Here is a 16932-nt window from a genome sequence, read left to right as displayed (position 1 = left end):
TCCTCAGGGCGTGGGTGGTGGCCATACGCTGGACGGGTGACCCACGAAGCCGCCGGGGTGCCGACCACCCGGAACGACGAAGACCGGCAGGACAACGACCGGCAGCACGAGCACCACGAGCAGGATGCGCACGATGTCCGGCCGGACGGTGCTGGTGCCGGTTCCGAAGCAGGCGCTGCCGCTGAGACCGCTGAGGAGACGGGCGGTGCTGCCGAGGAGGCCGGTGGGGCTGCCGGCGGGACTGCCGAGGAGACCGGCGGGTCTGCTGAGGGGGCCCGGCCCGAGGCTCGGCTCGCCAAGGCTGTGCGGGCCGCGGAGCAGGCGCTGATCGAATTCGAGATCGCGGTGGAGACCTTCCGGGTCGAGGTCGAGAATTTCTCCCGGTTGCACCACCAGAAGCTCGGGCCGATGTACGCCCGCCTCGACGAGCTCGATGCCCAGATCGCGGAGGCCCGCGCTGCCCGGACCGGCGACCCCGAGGATCTCCGCAAGGCGCAGGAGGCGCGGGCGATCGTGATGCCGATGCCGGGCGTCGACGAGTTGTTCCACGACTGGATCGACTCGGACGGGCTGTCCCCCGAGGCGGCGGCGATGCTGACCGAGCAGCCGGTCCGGCCGCCCAAGCGGGTCCGGCCGACCGAAGAGGCGCGCAAGCTCTACCGCGAGCTGGCGCGCAAGGCTCACCCGGACCTGGCACAGGACGAGAGGGAGCGGGCACGCCGGGAGGAGTTCATCACTCGCGTCAACGCCGCCTATGGGCGTGGGGACGAGGCGCTTCTGATGGAGCTGGCGCAGGAGTGGGCGGAGGGGCCGGTGGTGCCGGAGGCGGAGCTGAGCGAGAGCGAGGAGCTCTACGCCCGGCTGAACTGGCTGACCCAGCGCAAGGAACTCCTCACGGTGCTCGCCCAGGAGCTTGAGGAGAGTGCCATCGGAGCCATGCTGAGGATGGCGCCCGATGATCCGGACCGGCTGCTCGACGAGATCGCCGATCAGCTGCTGGGCGAGGTCTCTCAGCGAGAGGCGGAGCTGGCAGGTCTGGTGCAGTAGCGTTCTGATGACTCTGGAGCGTACGTACGAGAGAAGGCATGACCCATGAATTTCTCCCCGCTGCCCTCGGTGGACGTCGCGGCGGTACCGTCGGACGGCTTTGTGCTGGACGTCCGGGAGGACGACGAATGGGCGGCCGGGCACGTCGAGGGAGCCCTGCACATCCCGATGAGCGACTTCGTGGGGCGCTTCGGCGAGCTGACCGGGGCCGCTGAGGACGGTCGGCGCGTGCATGTGATGTGCCGGGTCGGTGGCCGGTCCGCCCAGGTCACCCAGTACCTGGTGCAGCAGGGCATCGACGCCGTGAACATCGACGGCGGGATGCTCGCCTGGGACGGTGCCGGACGTCCGATGGTCACCGACAACGGCTCCGCTGCCTTCGTCCTCTGAGCCCGGGTGGCTGTCCGGCCGCCGGGGCCCCGGTACTCACGGCGGGTGTCGGCCGAGGTCACGGCAGACGGTGTCGGTCGAGGTCCTGGTCGGACTCAGCCGAGGAGGTGCGCGGCCAGTAGGTCGCCCAGCGCTTCCTCGTGCGCCGCTGCCGGACCGAGGGAGAGTTCGATCTGCTTCGCCCAGGCATGGAAGCGGTGCAGCGGATAGTCGGTGTCCGCGCCGAAGCCGCCGTGCAGATGCTGTGCCGTCTGTACGACCCGGCGGACACCGTCCGAGGCCCAGATCTTCGCCACGGCGATGTCGCCCTCGGCGGGAAGCGCGCCGTCGGTCCCGGTGGAGATCCGCCAGGCCGCCTGCCAGAGCGTCACTTCCATGGCTCGCAGGTCGATGTATCGGTCGGCGGCTTGTACGGCGACGGACTGGAAGGTCGCGACCGGGAAGCCGAACTGCTCGCGCTTGCCGGTGTATTCACTCGTCATGGCGAGCACGGCCTCCCCCACACCGAGCGCCAGCGCGCAGGTCCCCGTGGTGAGCAGGGCGCGTAGCCAGTCCCAGGCCCCGGCGGCGTCCATCAACGCACGATTGTCGATCCGCACCGAGTCCAGTCGGACCTCGGCGAACAGCTCGCCACTGGTGGAGACCTGCTCGGCCAGGGTGACGCCGTCGTGGGTGGGCCGGATCAGGGCGACAACGGCTCGGCCCTCGCCCGTGTGGGCGGGAACCGCGATCCAGTCCGCGGCCTGCGCCCAGGGCACCCCTGACTGCACGCCGTCGAGCACCCAGTCCGCGGCGTCATTGACGCTATCCCCGGGGGCCTCACCAGATACCTCGCGCAGTCCCTCGCCGGACGGATCGTTCGTCGCGGGAACGACCCGGCGGGCGGTGACCGCGAGTTCGGCCGGATCGTGGCCGGAGCGGCCGTTGGCCCCGACGGTGAGGACCAACTCGCCCCGGCCGACCCGGGGGAGCAACTCGGCGGCCAGCCCATGGTCGCCGTAGCGCTGGAGCACCATCGCGACCGCACACGTCTCCAGCAGCGGCACCCGTGCGAGCACCTTGGCGGACTCGCGCAGCACCAGACAGAGCGCGACGAGATCGAGTCCGGCACCGCCGTGTTGCGGCGACAGTGTCAGGCCCAGCAGGTCGCCCGCCGCGAGCCCGGCCCACAGGGGCCGGTCGATGTCCTCGGCCACCGCACCCGGTACGAGCGCGGGGCTGGGCACCCCGTCGGGCGCAACGCCCGAGAAGACCGCTCTCGCCGCCTCCGTGGCTGCCTGCTGTTCCTCGGTGAAGGTGAAGTCCACTGCCCTGGCCTCCCGCGAACCGCTGCCCCCGTGTCCGGATCTGACGATGCGTCAAGATAGAACAGGTTCTACGAGAAGGGAACAGGCAGGGGCATGGGCTGTGAGGGGAAGGAGCGGGGTGGCGGTGAGGTCAGCGGTCGAAGTCGAGCTCCACCTCCCGAGTGACCGGATGGGACTGGCACGCCAGCACATAGCCGGCGCCGGTCTCTTCGGGTTCCAGTGCGAAGTTGCGGTCCATCCGTACCTCGCCCGAGACCAGGAACGCCCGGCAGGTCCCGCACACACCACCCTTGCAGGCGTACGGTGCGTCGGATCGGCTGCGCAGCACGGTTTCCAGCAGTGATTCGCCGTCCTGCACCGGCCAGGTGCCGGAGCGGCCGTCCAGGGTCGCGGTGAGTCTGCTGTGAGCCGGTGTCTCGGCCAGGGTGCGAGCAGGTGCGTTCGGGCCGTCGTCCACATGGAAGATCTCCTGGTGGACACGGGTCCGGTCCACGCCCAGGCCGTGCAGTGCGCTTTCGGCCGCCCGGACCAGCCCGAACGGCCCGCACAGATACCAGCCGTCCACCTCTGCCACCGGAAGCAGCGAGGGCAGCAGTCCGGTGAGCCGGTCCCGGTCCAGCCGACCGGACGGAAGACCTGCCTGCTGTTCCTCCCGGGAGAGGGCCGTCACCAGCTGGAGCCGGTCGGGGTAGCGGTCCTTGAGGTCGGCGACCTCGTCCAGGAACATCGTCGAGACCGCGGTCCGGTCGCTGCGGATCAGACAGAAACTGGCGCCGGGCTCCCGTGCCAGCAGTGTCGCCGCGATCGACAGCACCGGTGTGATCCCGCTGCCTCCGACGATCGCCGCGAAACGTCCGGCACGGGGTGTGAGTACGAAGCGACCCATCGGAGGCATCGCCTCCACCAGGTCACCGACGGCGAGTTCCTTCAGTGCGTAGGTGGAGAACACGCCACCGTCGACAAGCCGAATTCCCACCCGCAGTACCGGATCGGCTGGTTCCTCGACGGCCGGGGAACAGATCGAGTACGAGCGGCGGATCTCGTCGTCGTCGACGGTGTAGCGCACATTGAGGTGCTGTCCCGGCTTGTGGCGGAAGGTCTCGCGCAGCTCGGGCGGCACGGCGAGGGTGACGGCCACCGAATCGTCCGTGAGCCGTTCGATCGCGCGGACCCGGAGCGGATGGAACATCTACAACTCCTTGAAATGGTCGAACGGTTCGCGGCACGTCACACATCGGCGCAGTGCCTTGCAGGCGGTGGAGGAGAACCGGCTCAACAGCTCCGTATCGGTCGAGCCGCAGTGCGGGCAGCGCACCGAGAGCGTGAGCGGCACCGGGGCGCCCGCGGGGACCCCGACGCCGTGCGGGCGCGGGGGCGCGATGCCGAACTCGGCCAGCTTGCGCCGCCCTTCCGCGCTGATGTCGTCGGTGGACCAGGCCGGCGAGAGCACCGTGACCACGGAGACCTCCGGTATGCCGTGGTCGTGCAGCACCCGCTCGATGTCGGCGGACATGGCCTCGATCGCCGGGCAGCCGGTGTAGGTCGGGGTGAGACGCACGGTCACCTTGCCGGGTGCGAGCACGTCCACCCCCCGGAGCACGCCCAGCTCGTCCAGGGTCAGCACCGGCAGCTCCGGATCGGGCACGGATCCTGCGATCCGGTGCAGCTCCTCCTCCAGGAGAGTCTCGGTCACCATGACGCCCCCGGGTGGCTGCGATGCAGATGCTGCATCTCGGCGATCATCCGGCCGAAGGGTTTGGTGTGGATGCCCTGACGGCCCGCGCCAGCCGACCACGCTCCGGACTGCGGACCGTCCGGCACGGCCAGCGTGGCCTGCCCCAGCACTGTGGTGACGGACTCCAGCCAGCCGCTGTGCAGCGACTGCCAGTCGATCTCCATACCTTCGACGGGCTGGAACAACTCGCCGGTGAACCGCCACAGCGCGTCCACCGCGCGTTGCATCCGCTCGTGGCTTTCGGCCGTGCCGTCGCCGAGCCGCAGCGTCCAGTGCTCCGCGTGGTCCTGGTGGTACGCGACCTCCTTGACCGCCTTCGCCGCCAGCCCGGCGAACGGGCCGTCACCGGCCGACAGCTGCTCGTACAGCAGTCGCTGGTAGCCGGAGAAGTAGAGCTGGCGGGCGATGGTGTGGGCGAAGTCGCCGTTCGGCTGCTCGACCAGTTGGACATTGCGAAAGGCGCGTTCCTCACGCAGATACGCCAGCTCGTCCTCGTCCCCGACGAGGGAGAGCAGCAATCGGGCCTGTCCCAGCAGGTCCAGGGCTATGTTGGCCAGGGCCACTTCCTCTTCCAGCACGGGGGCGTGTCCGGCCCACTCCCCCAGCCGGTGCGAGAGCACCAGCGCGTCGTCGCCCAGGGCGAGAGCCGCGGTCACAGGTGCTTCACCCCTTCGGGGATCTCGTAGAACGTCGGGTGCCGGTAGGGCTTGTCACCGGCCGGCTCGAAGAAGGAGTCCTTCTCGTCCGGCGAGGAGGCCGTGACCTGCGCGGACGGGATCACCCAGATGGAGACGCCTTCGGAGCGGCGCGTGTACAGATCGCGCGCGTTGCGCAGGGCCATTTCCGCGTCCGGGGCGTGCAGGCTGCCCGCGTGGGTGTGGGACAGCCCGCGGCGCGAACGCACGAACACCTCCCACAGCGGCCATTCGGTCGAGCTGTTCATGCCGTCGCCTCCCCGTTCCTCAGTGCTGTGTGCTTCTCGGCGTACGCGATCGCCGCGTCCCGGACCCAGGCCCCCTCCTCGTGCGCCCGGCGGCGCTGGTTGAGGCGCTGCTCGTTGCACGGGCCGTTGCCCTTGAGGACTTCCTGGAATTCCTTCCAGTCGATCGCTCCGAAGTCGTGCTGCGCGCGCTCCTCGTTCCACCGGAGATCCGGGTCCGGCAGGGTGAGCCCCAGCGCTTCGGCCTGTGGGACACAGATGTCCACGAAGCGCTGTCGCAGCTCGTCGTTGGAGTGCCGCTTGATCTTCCAGGTCATCGACTGCGCAGAGTGGGCCGATGCGCCGTCCGGCGGACCGAACATCATCAGGGACGGCCACCACCAGCGGTTCACCGCGTCCTGCGCCATTTCGTGCTGCGCCGGAGTGCCGCGACTGAGGGTGAGCAGCAGCTCGTACCCCTGACGCTGGTGGAAGGACTCCTCCTTGCAGATGCGGACCATCGCCCGGGCGTACGGGCCGTAGGAGCAACGGCAGAGCGGTACCTGATTGGTGATCGCGGCGCCGTCCACCAGCCAGCCGATCGCTCCGACGTCCGCCCAGGTCAGCGTGGGGTAATTGAAGATTGACGAATACCTCTGGCGGCCCGCGTGGAGCTTGTCGAGCAGTTCCTCACGGCTGGCGCCGAGCGTTTCCGTGGCGCTGTACAGATACAGCCCGTGTCCGGCCTCGTCCTGGACCTTGGCTATGAGAATGGCCTTGCGGCGCAGTGAGGGCGCCCGCGAGATCCAGTTGGCCTCCGGCTGCATTCCGATGATTTCGGAATGGGCGTGCTGGGCCATTTGCCTGACCAGCGAGGCGCGGTAGGCATCCGGCATCCAGTCACGGGGCTCGATGCGCTCGTCCGCCGCGACCGCGGCGTCGAAGCCGGCCTCCAGGGCCTCGTCCGCCCCTTTGGGCCTGCCTGCTCCCGCCTGCGCCGCCTGGCTCGCAGTCACTGCCGTCATCCCGGACTCCCTACCGACCGACCGATCGTTCGGTTCAATGTCTTCAATGGTGAGTCGGCGGCCCGTAGGGTGTCAACCCTGTGGATGACGGACCGGGGATCGACGGGGATCGGGGCGGGATGGATTCGTACGACGACAGGGGCGTCGAAAGCGGGAACAGGAGCGCCGGGCCAGGGCCGGGCCGGGGTGAGAACACGGCGTCCGACGTCGTTCAGGGGCCGGGTGCGGGGCCGGGTGCCCGCGGCGGCATGGCCGCCCTGTCGCTTCCGTACCAGATCGCTGCCGCCATCGCGCTGTCCGTCATCGGGCTGGTCGCCTGCGTTCAGCTGGCCATGGTGTTCCTCCATGTCGCACCCTCCAACACGCTGACGAAGCAGCACGGCGAGGCGGTCGACGAATGGATCTACCCCGAGTTCGAACAGAACTGGAAGCTCTTCGCTCCGAATCCGCTTCAGCAGAACGTGGCCGTTCATGTACGGGCCGAGATAGTCGGCGCCGACGGCCGCCGCACCACACCCTGGATGAGCCTTTCCGCCGAGGACGGCCGCGCGATACGCGGCAATCTGCTCCCCAGCCACATCCACCAGAACGAACTGCGTCGCGGCTGGGACTTCTACGTCGGCTCCCACGACAACGAGAACCGGGCAAACGGCCTGCGCGGTGAGCTGTCCGAGCGCTACCTCCGCCGAATAGCGATGGCGCGCCTGGGCGAGCACGACTACGGCGGCACCGTCGAGCGCATCCAGATCCGTTCCGAGACGCGGTCGGTCGGGGCCCCCGGCTGGAGCGAGGAGAAGATCAGTACGAAGCCGTCCTACCGAGTGCTGCCCTGGTGGACCGTAACCTCCGCCGACCTCCCCGAGAACGCCGAGGGGGCGGACAAGTGAGTACGTTCACCTTCGATCGCAAGCTCGCCCGCGGCATCCAGCGCATCACCTCCTCGGCCCTCGGCCCGTACCAGAGCGCCGTCATCCGGATCGGATTCTCCGCCACCTATCTGCTGTTCCTGCTGCGCGAACTGCCACATCGCCACGCGATGTACGGCCCCGACGGCCCGTGGGGCTGGGACATGGCGAAGCAGCTGATATCGGGCAATCAAGCCTTCACCACGCTCATGTGGTCGGACAGTGCGGTCTGGTTCGAGATCGTGTACGCGGTGGCACTGCTCGCCGCCGCGCTGCTGATGGTCGGCTGGCACACCCGCGCCACGTCGGTCCTGTTCATGGTCGGGGTGCTCTCCCTGCAGAACCGCAGCATCTTCATGGGTGACGGCGGCGACAACGTCATCCATCTGATGGCGATCTATCTCGTGCTGACGCGCTGCGCACAGGTCTGGTCGTTGGACGCCCGGCGTGCGGCTCGTGCGGCGGAGACGGATGGCGGCGTGGAGGCGGGTGAGGACGCGGAAGCGGCAGTGGATGCCGGTGGTCCTCGGCGCTCGGTGCGGGGGGACGTGGCTGGTCCGGTTCTCTGGGGACTGCTGGGTCTGGTCCTGATCGTGGCCACCGTGACGGACGGCCTCGGCGGCACCTGGTGGCTGCCGGTTCTCTTCTGGATCCTCTGGGCCGGCCAGGGCGTCTGGTGGGCCGTGAACCGTCGCGCGCCGCACAGCGAGGCGCGCACTCTGCTCGACGTCATCGCCAACCTCGCCCACAACGCGACCCTCGTCGTGATCATGGCCGAGGTCTGTGTGATCTATGCGACGGCGGGTTGGTACAAGATCCAGGGGTCGCGGTGGCAGGACGGCACGGCGCTGTACTACCCGCTCAAGCTCGAATACTTCACGCCCTGGCCCGCGCTGTCGGACATCCTCGCTTCCAGCGGCGTGATGGTGATGCTGCTGACGTACGGCACGGTCATCGTGCAGGTCGCCTTCCCCTTCACCCTGTTCAACCGGCGGGTCAAGAACGTCCTGCTCGTCGTCATGATGTGCGAGCACGCCGGAATCGCCCTGCTGCTCGGTCTGCCCTTCTTCTCGATGGCGATGATCGCCGCCGACTCCGTCTTCCTGCCGACCGTCTTCCTCGTGTGGCTCGGCGGCCGGGTGACGCTCGGGCGGGAGCTGCTGTTCTCGCGCCGGGGCAAGGTGCCCGGCCCGCGGCAGGCCGTCGATGACGAGGAGGTCCCGCAGCGCAGCGGCGACGGGGGCCATACGCTCGTCGGGTGAGTAGTGAGAGCGACAGCAGCACTGGTGGCATCGGACGCCCTGACGGTACCGGCGGGAAATCGTCGACCGGGGAGTCCGCGGGGTCGGAACCGTCCGGCGCATCCGTTCCGACGGCAGAAGCTGGTCCGGCCGCGGAACCGATGCAGTACGACGACGGGTTCGGGACGGAGATCGGCGTCGGGCCGCACCCGCTGCCCTGGCCCGAGGACGAGCGGTACGACCCCGAACTGCTTGCCCAGGGCGACCGGCGCAATGTGGGCGACGCCTACCGGTACTGGACGCGGGAGGCGATCGTCGCCGATCTGGACCTACGGCGGCACGACTTCCACGTGGCGGTCGAGAACTGGGGCCACGACTTCAATATCGGTTCCGTGGTGCGCACCGCGAACGCCTTCCTCGCCAAGGAGATCCACATCGTGGGGCGGCGGCGCTGGAACCGGCGCGGTGCGATGGTCACCGACCGGTACCAGCATGTGCGGCACCACCCCGACACGGAGTCGCTGACAGCGTGGGCGGCGGCAGAGGGGCTGCCGATCATCGGGATCGACAATCTGCCGGGGGCGGTGCCGCTGGAGCGGACCGAACTGCCGCGGCGGTGTGTGCTGCTCTTTGGGCAGGAAGGGCCCGGACTCACCGACGAGGCCCGCAAGCACGCGGCCATGGTGTGCTCCATCGCTCAGTTCGGGTCGACGCGGTCGATCAATGCGGGGGCCGCGGCCGCGATCGCCATGCACGCGTGGGTGCAGAGGTATGCGGAGATTCCGGGGGATGGGCGGAAACCGGGGGCCTGACGTAGGCGGCGCGGTGAGGCACAGGTGCAGGCATGAGTAGGGGTACGTGTACGGGCGGGGCACCGGTTGAGGGCTGTTCCCCCCACCCGCCCCCTCACGTAACCGAGGGCCCCTCCCGACCGGGGGCCCGCCCCCGTCCCCACCGTCCCCTCTCCTCGAACGCCGGAGAGGTTGGACGGAAGCCCATAAACGTCAGGGGCAGGGAGAGGACGGGGGCGGGCGGTACGGGCGACCCGAGCGGTCCGGGGAAGATCCGGAGGGCGCGGAAGTCCGAGTGGACGGGGAGGGGCCGGGCCGAAGGCTCGGAACGCGGGTTACGCCTGGCGGCGGACTTCCACCATGCGGAAGCGGTTTGACACGAAGGCTCCGTCGCACAGGGCCGCGTTCGCAGCCGGATTGCCTCCCGAGCCGTGGAAGTCGGAGAACGCCGCAGTCTGGTTGACGTACACCCCGCCGGTCAGATTCAGCGAGAGCTGGGCCGACTCGTCAAGGCAGACATCCTCCACCGCGCGCTCCACCTCCGGTGAGGTGGTGTACGCACCGACCGTCATCGCACCCTTGTCACGAATCGTGCGGCGGAGCAGTTCCACGGCGTCGGCGGTCGAGTCGACCGCCACAGCGAAGGAGACCGGCCCGAAGCACTCCGACAGGAAGTGCTCCTCGTCATCCGGCTTGGTGCCGTCCAGCTTGACGACGACAGGGGTGCGGACCACGGCGTCGGGGTATTCCGGGTTGGCCACCTCACGGGAGGACAGGGCGACCTCCCCCAGCTCCGCGGCCGCGTCCAGACGGGCCTTCACATCGGGGTTGACCAGGGCGCCCAGCAGCGCGTTCGCCCGGGAGTCGTCGCCCAGCAGTCCGTTGACCGCGGCCGCGATGTCGTCGACGACCTCGTCGTACGTCTTGTCGCCGGCATCGGTGGTGATCCCGTCCCGGGGGATCAGCAGATTCTGTGGGGTCGTACACATCTGGCCGCTGTACAGAGAGAGGGAGAACGCCAGGTTGGCGAGCATCCCCTGGTAGTTGTCGGTGGAGTCGAGGACGATCGTGTTGACTCCGGCCTTCTCCGTGTAGACCTGGGCCTGGCGGGCGTTGGTCTCCAGCCAGTCGCCGAACGCGGTGGATCCGGTGTAATCGATGATCTTGATCTCGGGGCGGACCGCCAGGACCTTCGCGATGCCCTCGCCCGGTCGTTCGGTGGCCAGAGCGACCAGGTTGGCGTCGAAGCCCGCCTCGGCGAGCACCTCTCGCGCCAGCTGCACCGTGAGCGCCAGCGGGAGCACGGCGCGCGGATGCGGCTTGACCAGGACGGGATTTCCGGTGGCCAGGGAGGCGAAGAGCCCGGGATAGCCGTTCCACGTGGGGAACGTGTTGCAGCCGATCAGGAGCGAGATGCCACGGGGTGCCGCGATGAACGACTTGTGCAGGCGGAGCGGATCGCGCTTGCCCTGGGGCTTGGACCAGTCGGCACTCCGCGGCGTGCGGATCTGCTCCTCGTACGCGTATGCCACCGCTTCCAGGCCGCGGTCCTGGGCGTGCGGTCCGCCCGCCTGGAACGCCATCATGAAGGCCTGGCCGCTGGTGTGCATCACCGCGTGGCCGAACTCATGGGTCCGCGCGTTGATGCGCGAGAGGATCTCCAGGCAGACCAGGGCCCTGGTCTCGGGGCCCGCCGCGCGCCAGGCGGCCATGCCCGTACGCATCGCGGGAAGCAGGACGTCCAGGTCGGCGTGCGGGTACTCGACGCCCAGCTCGGGCCCGTACGGAGAGATCTCCCCGCTCGTCCAGCCGTCGGTGCCCGGCTGGCCGAGGTCGAGCCGGGTGCGCAGCACGGCGTCGAAGGCGGCCTTGCCCTCGGCGGCGCTCAGGCTGCCGGGGGCGCCGCCCTCGCCGTACGCCTTCGGATGCTCGGGGTGCGGGGACCAGTAGGCGCGCGTACGGATCGCGTCGAGGGCCTGGTCGAGCGTGGGGCGGTGCTTCTCGGACAGCAGGTGCGGGGAGAGCTCGGCGGCCATGACGGACCAACTCCTCATCGAGCTGGGCAGGGACGGGCGGACAGAGTTAGAGTAACCGAACGATCGGTCGGGACAAGGGGGCCCGCCAAACCTGTGGACAACTCGTAGGGGAGGATCGCGGACATGACCACGGCCAAGCGGGACACGTACACCCCGGAGACTCTGCTCACCGTCGCCGTCCGTGTCTTCAACGAGCGCGGCTACGACGGCACGTCCATGGAACATCTCTCCAAGGCGGCGGGCATCTCCAAGTCGTCCATCTATCACCACGTCGCGGGCAAGGAGGAACTGCTCCGCCGCGCGGTGAGCCGGGCGCTGGACGGGCTCTTCGGGATTCTCGACGAGCCGGGGGCGACGCAGGGACGTGCGATCGAGCAGGTCGAGTACGTCACCCGTCGTACCGTCGATGTGCTGATAGCCGAACTGCCCTACGTCACGCTGCTGCTGCGCGTACGGGGAAACACGAAGACCGAGCGCTGGGCCATGGAGCGCCGGCGCGAGTTCGACCATCGGGTGACCGATCTGCTGAGAGCGGCGGTCGCGGACGGCGATCTCCGCTCCGATGTCGACATACGGCTGGTGACACGGCTGCTCTTCGGCATGGTCAACTCGCTGGTGGAGTGGTACCGCCCGCAACCGGACGGTGGTGTCGACGGGGAGCGGCTGGCGGACACGCTCGTCCGGGTGGCCTTCGACGGGATGCGGTCCAGCCGCTGAAGCGTTGGCGCCGCGACCGGCCCGGACCACCGTCCTTCGGCGCGACCGCTGCCTTGCGTGCGCCCGGGTTCCTGTCCGCCGGCGCGGCTCCTGAAGGGATTGTGCGCGTGAGCGGGTTGCGCGCGTGAACGGGCTTCACGGCGGAGCGAGCTCCGCTCCTGGTTCGGATTCCGGTTTCCGTCACGTGAGCTCGGTGGGCCGGTCCGGGCCCGGGGCGAGGTCCGTCTCCTCGAACACCAGAAGCGTCCGGGTGGAGAGAACCTCAGGGATGGCCTGGATCCTGGTCAGGACCAGCTCGCGCAGTGAGCGGTTGTCCGGGGTGTGCACCAGCAGCAGGACGTCGAAGTCGCCGCTGACGAGTGCGATGTGAGTGGCCCCTGGCAGCGCTTGGAGCTGCTCGCGGACAGTACGCCAGGAATTCTGGACGATCTTGAGCGTGATGTACGCGGAGGCGCCCTGCCCCGCCCGTTCGTGGTTCACCCGCGCGCTGAATCCGCGGATCACGCCGTCCTCGATGAGTCGGTTGATCCGGGAGTACGCGTTGGCCCGCGACACGTGGACGCGATCGGCCACCGAGCGTATCGAGGCGCGGCCGTCCGTCTGGAGCAGTCGCAGGATGTCGCGGTCGATGGCGTCGAGCGGGCGCGCGGGCGGAACCTGGCCGGAGCCCTCGACCCCGTCGGCCATTTGTTCAGCTGACATGTGCCCGCGCCTCCCCGTCCTGGACGACCTGCCCCTATCCCAGGCTGTGGAGAACCGTTTGTCCACAGGCTGAGGGCGCCTGTAGCCAAAATGCGCTCGCGACCGAACAATCGGTAGGTGAGGCACACCACAACCGTGTCTCGGACAGTGCTCGACATTTCGATGTATTTCGACACCCTCGACATCGGACGACCCTCGATGTCGCCAGACGCCGCTCGAAACCCTCGATGCCAGGAGGTGCTTGTCATGACGGTCCAAGAGCTGCCCGGCGCGGCTGCTTACCGGCCCACGCCGCCCCCGGCCTGGAAGCCGCTCACGGATCCCGCGCCGCTGCTCCCGGACCCCGAGCCGTACCGCGTGCTCGGTACGGACGCCGCGGCCGATGTCGACCCCGAACTGCTGCTGCGGCTCTACGCGGAGCTGGTCCGAGGCCGGCGGTACAACGCGCAGGCGACCGCTCTCACCAAGCAGGGCCGACTCGCCGTCTACCCGTCGAGCACGGGGCAGGAGGCCTGCGAGATAGCGGCCGCCCTGGTGCTGGAGGAGCGGGACTGGCTCTTTCCCAGCTATCGCGACACGCTGGCGGCCGTGGCGCGCGGCCTGGACCCGGTCGAGGCACTGACCCTGTTGCGCGGTGACCGGCACACCGGTTACGACCCGCGCGAGCACCGCATCGCACCACTGTGCACGCCCCTCGCCACCCAGTTGCCGCACGCCGTGGGCCTGGCACACGCTGCGCGTCTGAAGGGCGACGACGTGGTGGCGCTGGCCATGGTCGGTGACGGCGGGACCAGCGAGGGGGATTTCCACGAGGCGCTGAATTTCGCGGCCGTCTGGCGGGCCCCGGTCGTCTTCCTCGTACAGAACAACGGCTTCGCGATCTCCGTTCCACTGGCGAAGCAGACCGCCGCGCCGTCCCTCGCGCACAAAGCCGTGGGATACGGGATGCCGGGCCGGCTGGTGGACGGCAATGACGCGGCCGCCGTGCACCAGGTCCTCGGCGAGGCGGTCGCGCGGGCTCGGAGCGGGGGCGGTCCGACGCTCGTCGAGGCGGTGACGTACCGCATGGACGCCCATACGAACGCCGACGACGCGACTCGTTACCGCGTCGAGAGCGAAGTGGAGACATGGCGGGCGCACGATCCGATCCAGCTCCTGGAGCGGGAGCTGACCGAGCGGGGGCTGCTCGGCGACGACGGGATCGAGGAGGCGCGCGCGGCCGCGGAGCGGATGGCGGCGGCTCTGCGCGAGCGGATGAACGCCGATCCGGTGCTCGACCCGATGGATCTCTTCGCCCATGTCTACGCGGAACAGACCACGCAACTCCGGGAGCAGGCAGCGCGGTTGCGTGTGGAGCTGGAGGCCGAGCAGGACCAGCACGGCCACAACGACGTGGAGGAAGGGCGATGACCACCGCAGCGGCGCCGGCCGGAGAGCGTACGGCGAAGGCCAAACCCGCCACCATGGCGCAGGCGCTCGGGCGAGCGCTGCGCGACTCGATGGCCGAGGATCCGACGGTGCACGTCCTCGGTGAGGACGTCGGCACCCTCGGTGGCGTCTTCCGGATCACCGACGGCCTGGCGAAGGAATTCGGCGAGGACCGTTGCACGGACACCCCGCTGGCCGAGGCGGGCATTCTCGGCACGGCTGTCGGCATGGCGATGTACGGGCTGCGGCCCGTGGTGGAGATGCAGTTCGACGCCTTCGCCTATCCGGCGTTCGAGCAGCTCATGAGCCATGTGGCCAAGATGCGGAACCGGACGGCCGGTGCCATGCCGTTGCCGATCACGGTGCGGGTGCCGTACGGCGGAGGGATCGGCGGGGTCGAGCACCACAGCGACTCCTCGGAGGCGTACTACATGGCGACGCCCGGCCTCCAGGTCGTCACGCCCGCCACCGTCGAGGACGCGTACGGGCTGCTGAGGGCCTCGATCGCCTCCGACGACCCGGTGGTCTTCCTGGAGCCGAAACGGCTCTACTGGTCGAAGGCCGACTGGTCGCCCGAGGCGCCGGTGGCGGTGGAACCGATCGGGCGTGCCGTCGTCCGTCGAACCGGGCGCAGCGCGACGCTGATCACGTACGGGCCGTCGCTGCCGGTCTGCATGGAGGCGGCGGAAGCGGCCGTCGAGGAGGGCTGGGATCTCGAAGTCGTCGATCTGCGCTCACTGGTGCCGTTCGACGACGAGACCGTCGCCGCTTCCGTGCGGCGTACGGGGCGCGCGGTGGTCGTCCATGAGTCCTCCGGCTTCGGCGGTCCGGGCGGAGAGATCGCGGCCCGGGTCACCGAGCGTTGCTTCCACCATCTGGAGGCGCCGGTGCTACGGGTCACCGGGTTCGATATTCCGTATCCGCCGCCGATGCAGGAGCGGCACCATCTGCCCGGCGTGGATCGGGTGCTCGACGCGGTTGCCCGCTTGCAGTGGGAGGCGGAGAGCTGATGCCTCAGGTACTCGAATTCAAGCTGCCGGACCTCGGCGAGGGGCTGACCGAGGCGGAGATCGTGCGCTGGCTGGTGGAGGTCGGCGATGTCGTCGCCATCGACCAGCCGGTCGTCGAGGTGGAGACGGCCAAGGCGATGGTGGAGGTGCCGTGCCCGTACGGGGGCGTGGTGACCGCACGGTTCGGCGAGGAGGGCGTGGAGCTTCCGGTCGGGGCGCCGCTGCTGACGGTGGCCGTGGGGACCGAGGGAGCCTTGGAGTCTGAGGAGGCCTTGGGGTCTGGGGGATCGGCGGGCGCGGGCACGGGGCCAGGTGCGGGCACGGGTGCGAGCCCCGGCCTGGGTTCGGGCTCACGCTCCACGGCGGGTTCCGGTTCCATGGCCGGTTCTAGGGGCTCACGCCACACGGCGGGTTCCGGCGCCGATTCCGGATCCGGTTTCGACTCGGGCTCCGGATCAGGCGCCCGGGACAGTGGGGCAGAGTCGTCCGGGAATGTGCTGGTCGGGTACGGGACAGGCGCACCGTTGGCGCGCCGTCGGCGGGTTCGTCCCGAGGCGATGGGGGCGCCTGCTGCCCCACCCGCGACGGCTGCGGCCGCGGGTTCCGCATCCGTGCCGGACTCGGTGCGGGGGCCGGTGGCCGTCGTCTCCCCGCTGGTACGGAAGCTGGCGCGGCAGCACGACCTCGAACTGCGGCAACTGGCGGGGTCCGGGCCCGACGGGCTCATCCTGCGGGCCGATGTCGAATCCGCGATCAGGGCAAAGGCCGAACAGAAGGCGGCCCCTCCGGCGACCACGGTGTCGGTCTCAGTCCCGGTGCCGGAGCCGGAGCCGGGGTCGGTTTCGGAACCATCGTTGCGGCTCCCGGGGCGGCCCCCGGTGGCGCGGGAGGCGGCGAGGCCGGCCCTGGAACGGATTCCATTGCGTGGTGTACGCGGCGCGGTAGCCGACAAGTTGGCGCGCAGCCGGCGGGAGATTCCCGATGCCACGTGCTGGGTCGACGCCGATGCCACCGAGCTGATGGCCGCCCGATCCGCGATGAACAGGGCCGGTGGTCCGGCCGCCGGACCCAAGGTGTCGGTGCTCGCCCTGCTGGCGCGTATCTGTGTTGCCGCGCTGGCCCGCTTCCCCGAGCTCAACTCCACGGTGGACACGGAGGCGCGGGAGATCGTGCGGCTGCCCGAGGTCCATCTCGGGTTCGCGGCCCAGACCGGGAGGGGCCTGGTCGTTCCCGTCGTCCGGGATGCGCACGCCGGGAACGTCGACTCGATCGGGGCCGAGATCACCCGGCTCACCGAGGCGGCCCGGAACGGCAGGCTGACCCCAGCGGAGCTGACCGGCGGCACGTTCACCCTGAACAACTACGGGGTGTTCGGGGTCGACGGTTCGACCCCGATCATCAACCACCCGGAGGCGGCCATGCTGGGTGTCGGCCGGATCGTGCCCAAGCCGTGGGTGCACGGGGGTGAGTTGGCCGTACGCCAGGTCGTCCAGCTCTCGCTGACCTTCGACCATCGGGTCTGCGACGGTGGGACGGCGGGTGGCTTCCTGCGCTACGTGGCCGACTGCGTGGAGCAACCGGCGGTGCTGCTGCGCACGTTGTAGGCGAAGTCGGCCGCGGGCTCTCGTTCTCTCCACTCGTCGATCCGCCGGATTACGGAGGGGGGAGGATCGACGGGA

General features: G+C 69.6%; 17 protein-coding genes. 9 read left to right on the top strand and 8 right to left on the bottom strand.

The genetic code is table 11. The features are described 5' to 3' along the window. The first annotated feature begins 36 nt into the window (after positions 1-36). Positions 37-1047, top strand: a complete 1011-nt coding sequence (locus ACZ68L_RS20885; RefSeq protein WP_469579003.1) for a hypothetical protein — start codon at positions 37-39, stop codon at positions 1045-1047. Between the two features lie 45 nt (positions 1048-1092). Next, positions 1093-1437, top strand: coding sequence for a rhodanese-like domain-containing protein (locus ACZ68L_RS20880; protein ID WP_469579000.1), 345 nt, complete (start codon positions 1093-1095; stop codon positions 1435-1437). A gap of 95 nt (positions 1438-1532) precedes the next feature. On the opposite strand, the gene ACZ68L_RS20875 is transcribed toward ACZ68L_RS20880, so the two are convergent. The 6 genes from ACZ68L_RS20875 to paaA form a co-directional block, all read right to left on the bottom strand. Continuing rightward, on the bottom strand, positions 1533-2744 hold the full coding sequence (locus ACZ68L_RS20875) for an acyl-CoA dehydrogenase family protein (RefSeq protein WP_469578998.1): 1212 nt from the start codon (positions 2742-2744) through the stop codon (positions 1533-1535). A 130-nt stretch (positions 2745-2874) separates the two neighbouring features. Continuing rightward, positions 2875-3933: a 2Fe-2S iron-sulfur cluster-binding protein gene (locus ACZ68L_RS20870; RefSeq protein ID WP_469578995.1), complete on the bottom strand. Its 1059-nt coding sequence runs from the start codon at positions 3931-3933 to the stop codon at positions 2875-2877. Beyond that, on the bottom strand, positions 3934-4440 hold the full coding sequence (paaD, locus tag ACZ68L_RS20865; protein WP_469578993.1) for a 1,2-phenylacetyl-CoA epoxidase subunit PaaD: 507 nt from the start codon (positions 4438-4440) through the stop codon (positions 3934-3936). Continuing rightward, positions 4434-5135, bottom strand: a complete 702-nt coding sequence (paaC, locus tag ACZ68L_RS20860; protein WP_469578991.1) for a 1,2-phenylacetyl-CoA epoxidase subunit PaaC — start codon at positions 5133-5135, stop codon at positions 4434-4436. The genes paaD and paaC overlap by 7 nt, the downstream gene beginning before the upstream one ends. After that, positions 5132-5422, bottom strand: coding sequence for a 1,2-phenylacetyl-CoA epoxidase subunit PaaB (gene paaB, locus ACZ68L_RS20855; protein ID WP_469578989.1), 291 nt, complete (start codon positions 5420-5422; stop codon positions 5132-5134). Before paaB ends, paaC begins: the two co-directional genes overlap by 4 nt. Continuing rightward, the gene (gene paaA / locus ACZ68L_RS20850; protein WP_469578987.1) at positions 5419-6423 is read right to left on the bottom strand and encodes a 1,2-phenylacetyl-CoA epoxidase subunit PaaA; all 1005 of its coding nucleotides are present in this window, start codon (positions 6421-6423) and stop codon (positions 5419-5421) included. Before paaA ends, paaB begins: the two co-directional genes overlap by 4 nt. A gap of 119 nt (positions 6424-6542) precedes the next feature. Here paaA and ACZ68L_RS20845 point away from each other — a divergent pair, with 119 nt between their 5' ends. The 3 genes from ACZ68L_RS20845 to ACZ68L_RS20835 all read left to right on the top strand — a co-directional run bounded on the left by ACZ68L_RS20845 (position 6543) and on the right by ACZ68L_RS20835 (position 9381). After that, positions 6543-7310, top strand: a complete 768-nt coding sequence (locus ACZ68L_RS20845; RefSeq protein ID WP_469578985.1) for a DUF5819 family protein — start codon at positions 6543-6545, stop codon at positions 7308-7310. Continuing rightward, positions 7307-8590: an HTTM domain-containing protein gene (locus ACZ68L_RS20840; protein WP_469578983.1), complete on the top strand. Its 1284-nt coding sequence runs from the start codon at positions 7307-7309 to the stop codon at positions 8588-8590. Before ACZ68L_RS20845 ends, ACZ68L_RS20840 begins: the two co-directional genes overlap by 4 nt. A 140-nt stretch (positions 8591-8730) precedes the next feature. Further along, entirely contained in the window at positions 8731-9381 is a 651-nt protein-coding gene (locus tag ACZ68L_RS20835) for a TrmH family RNA methyltransferase (protein WP_469578981.1), read from the top strand. A gap of 314 nt (positions 9382-9695) precedes the next feature. Here ACZ68L_RS20835 and paaN read toward each other — a convergent pair whose 3' ends face one another. Continuing rightward, the gene (gene paaN, locus ACZ68L_RS20830) at positions 9696-11396 is read right to left on the bottom strand and encodes a phenylacetic acid degradation protein PaaN (protein ID WP_469578979.1); all 1701 of its coding nucleotides are present in this window, start codon (positions 11394-11396) and stop codon (positions 9696-9698) included. Positions 11397-11519: 123 nt separating this feature from the next. Here paaN and ACZ68L_RS20825 point away from each other — a divergent pair, with 123 nt between their 5' ends. After that, positions 11520-12113 (top strand): TetR/AcrR family transcriptional regulator, encoded by a 594-nt coding sequence (locus tag ACZ68L_RS20825; protein ID WP_469578977.1) that lies wholly within the window; start codon positions 11520-11522, stop codon positions 12111-12113. A 180-nt stretch (positions 12114-12293) separates the two neighbouring features. Here the strand turns inward: ACZ68L_RS20825 and ACZ68L_RS20820 are convergent, their stop codons facing one another. Further along, positions 12294-12800 carry an Lrp/AsnC family transcriptional regulator gene (locus tag ACZ68L_RS20820; protein WP_469579163.1) on the bottom strand — a complete coding sequence of 169 codons (507 nt, stop codon included), beginning with the start codon at positions 12798-12800 and terminating at the stop codon, positions 12294-12296. 261 nt (positions 12801-13061) lie between these two features. Between ACZ68L_RS20820 and pdhA the strand changes: the two genes are divergently transcribed. The 3 genes from pdhA to ACZ68L_RS20805 are packed head-to-tail and all read left to right on the top strand — an operon-like array spanning position 13062 to position 16857. Then, complete coding sequence (gene pdhA, locus ACZ68L_RS20815) at positions 13062-14225, top strand: pyruvate dehydrogenase (acetyl-transferring) E1 component subunit alpha (protein WP_469578974.1); 1164 nt, start codon at positions 13062-13064, stop codon at positions 14223-14225. After that, positions 14222-15253 carry an alpha-ketoacid dehydrogenase subunit beta gene (locus tag ACZ68L_RS20810; protein WP_361447392.1) on the top strand — a complete coding sequence of 344 codons (1032 nt, stop codon included), beginning with the start codon at positions 14222-14224 and terminating at the stop codon, positions 15251-15253. Before pdhA ends, ACZ68L_RS20810 begins: the two co-directional genes overlap by 4 nt. Then, a complete protein-coding gene (locus ACZ68L_RS20805; protein ID WP_469578969.1) occupies positions 15253-16857 on the top strand; it encodes a dihydrolipoamide acetyltransferase family protein in 1605 nt (534 codons plus the stop codon). Before ACZ68L_RS20810 ends, ACZ68L_RS20805 begins: the two co-directional genes overlap by 1 nt. The last annotated feature ends 75 nt before the right edge of the window (positions 16858-16932 follow it).

Source organism: Streptomyces sp. NPDC104309 (genome assembly GCF_055584025.1).
This window is presented reverse-complemented; position numbering and strand designations above follow the sequence as displayed.

Bases quoted from the DNA above. Each gene is read 5' to 3' on its own strand.
- ACZ68L_RS20880 (WP_469579000.1), top strand. From the start codon at position 1,093: ATGAATTTCTCCCCGCTGCCCTCGGTGGACGTCGCGGCGGTACCGTCG.
- ACZ68L_RS20870 (WP_469578995.1), bottom strand. From the start codon at position 3,933: ATGTTCCATCCGCTCCGGGTCCGCGCGATCGAACGGCTCACGGACGAT.
- paaD (WP_469578993.1), bottom strand. From the start codon at position 4,440: ATGGTGACCGAGACTCTCCTGGAGGAGGAGCTGCACCGGATCGCAGGA.
- paaB (WP_469578989.1), bottom strand. From the start codon at position 5,422: ATGAACAGCTCGACCGAATGGCCGCTGTGGGAGGTGTTCGTGCGTTCG.
- paaA (WP_469578987.1), bottom strand. From the start codon at position 6,423: ATGACGGCAGTGACTGCGAGCCAGGCGGCGCAGGCGGGAGCAGGCAGG.
- ACZ68L_RS20845 (WP_469578985.1), top strand. From the start codon at position 6,543: ATGGATTCGTACGACGACAGGGGCGTCGAAAGCGGGAACAGGAGCGCC.
- ACZ68L_RS20835 (WP_469578981.1), top strand. From the start codon at position 8,731: ATGCAGTACGACGACGGGTTCGGGACGGAGATCGGCGTCGGGCCGCAC.
- paaN (WP_469578979.1), bottom strand. From the start codon at position 11,396: ATGGCCGCCGAGCTCTCCCCGCACCTGCTGTCCGAGAAGCACCGCCCC.
- ACZ68L_RS20825 (WP_469578977.1), top strand. From the start codon at position 11,520: ATGACCACGGCCAAGCGGGACACGTACACCCCGGAGACTCTGCTCACC.
- ACZ68L_RS20820 (WP_469579163.1), bottom strand. From the start codon at position 12,800: ATGGCCGACGGGGTCGAGGGCTCCGGCCAGGTTCCGCCCGCGCGCCCG.
- pdhA (WP_469578974.1), top strand. From the start codon at position 13,062: ATGACGGTCCAAGAGCTGCCCGGCGCGGCTGCTTACCGGCCCACGCCG.
- ACZ68L_RS20810 (WP_361447392.1), top strand. From the start codon at position 14,222: ATGACCACCGCAGCGGCGCCGGCCGGAGAGCGTACGGCGAAGGCCAAA.
- ACZ68L_RS20805 (WP_469578969.1), top strand. From the start codon at position 15,253: ATGCCTCAGGTACTCGAATTCAAGCTGCCGGACCTCGGCGAGGGGCTG.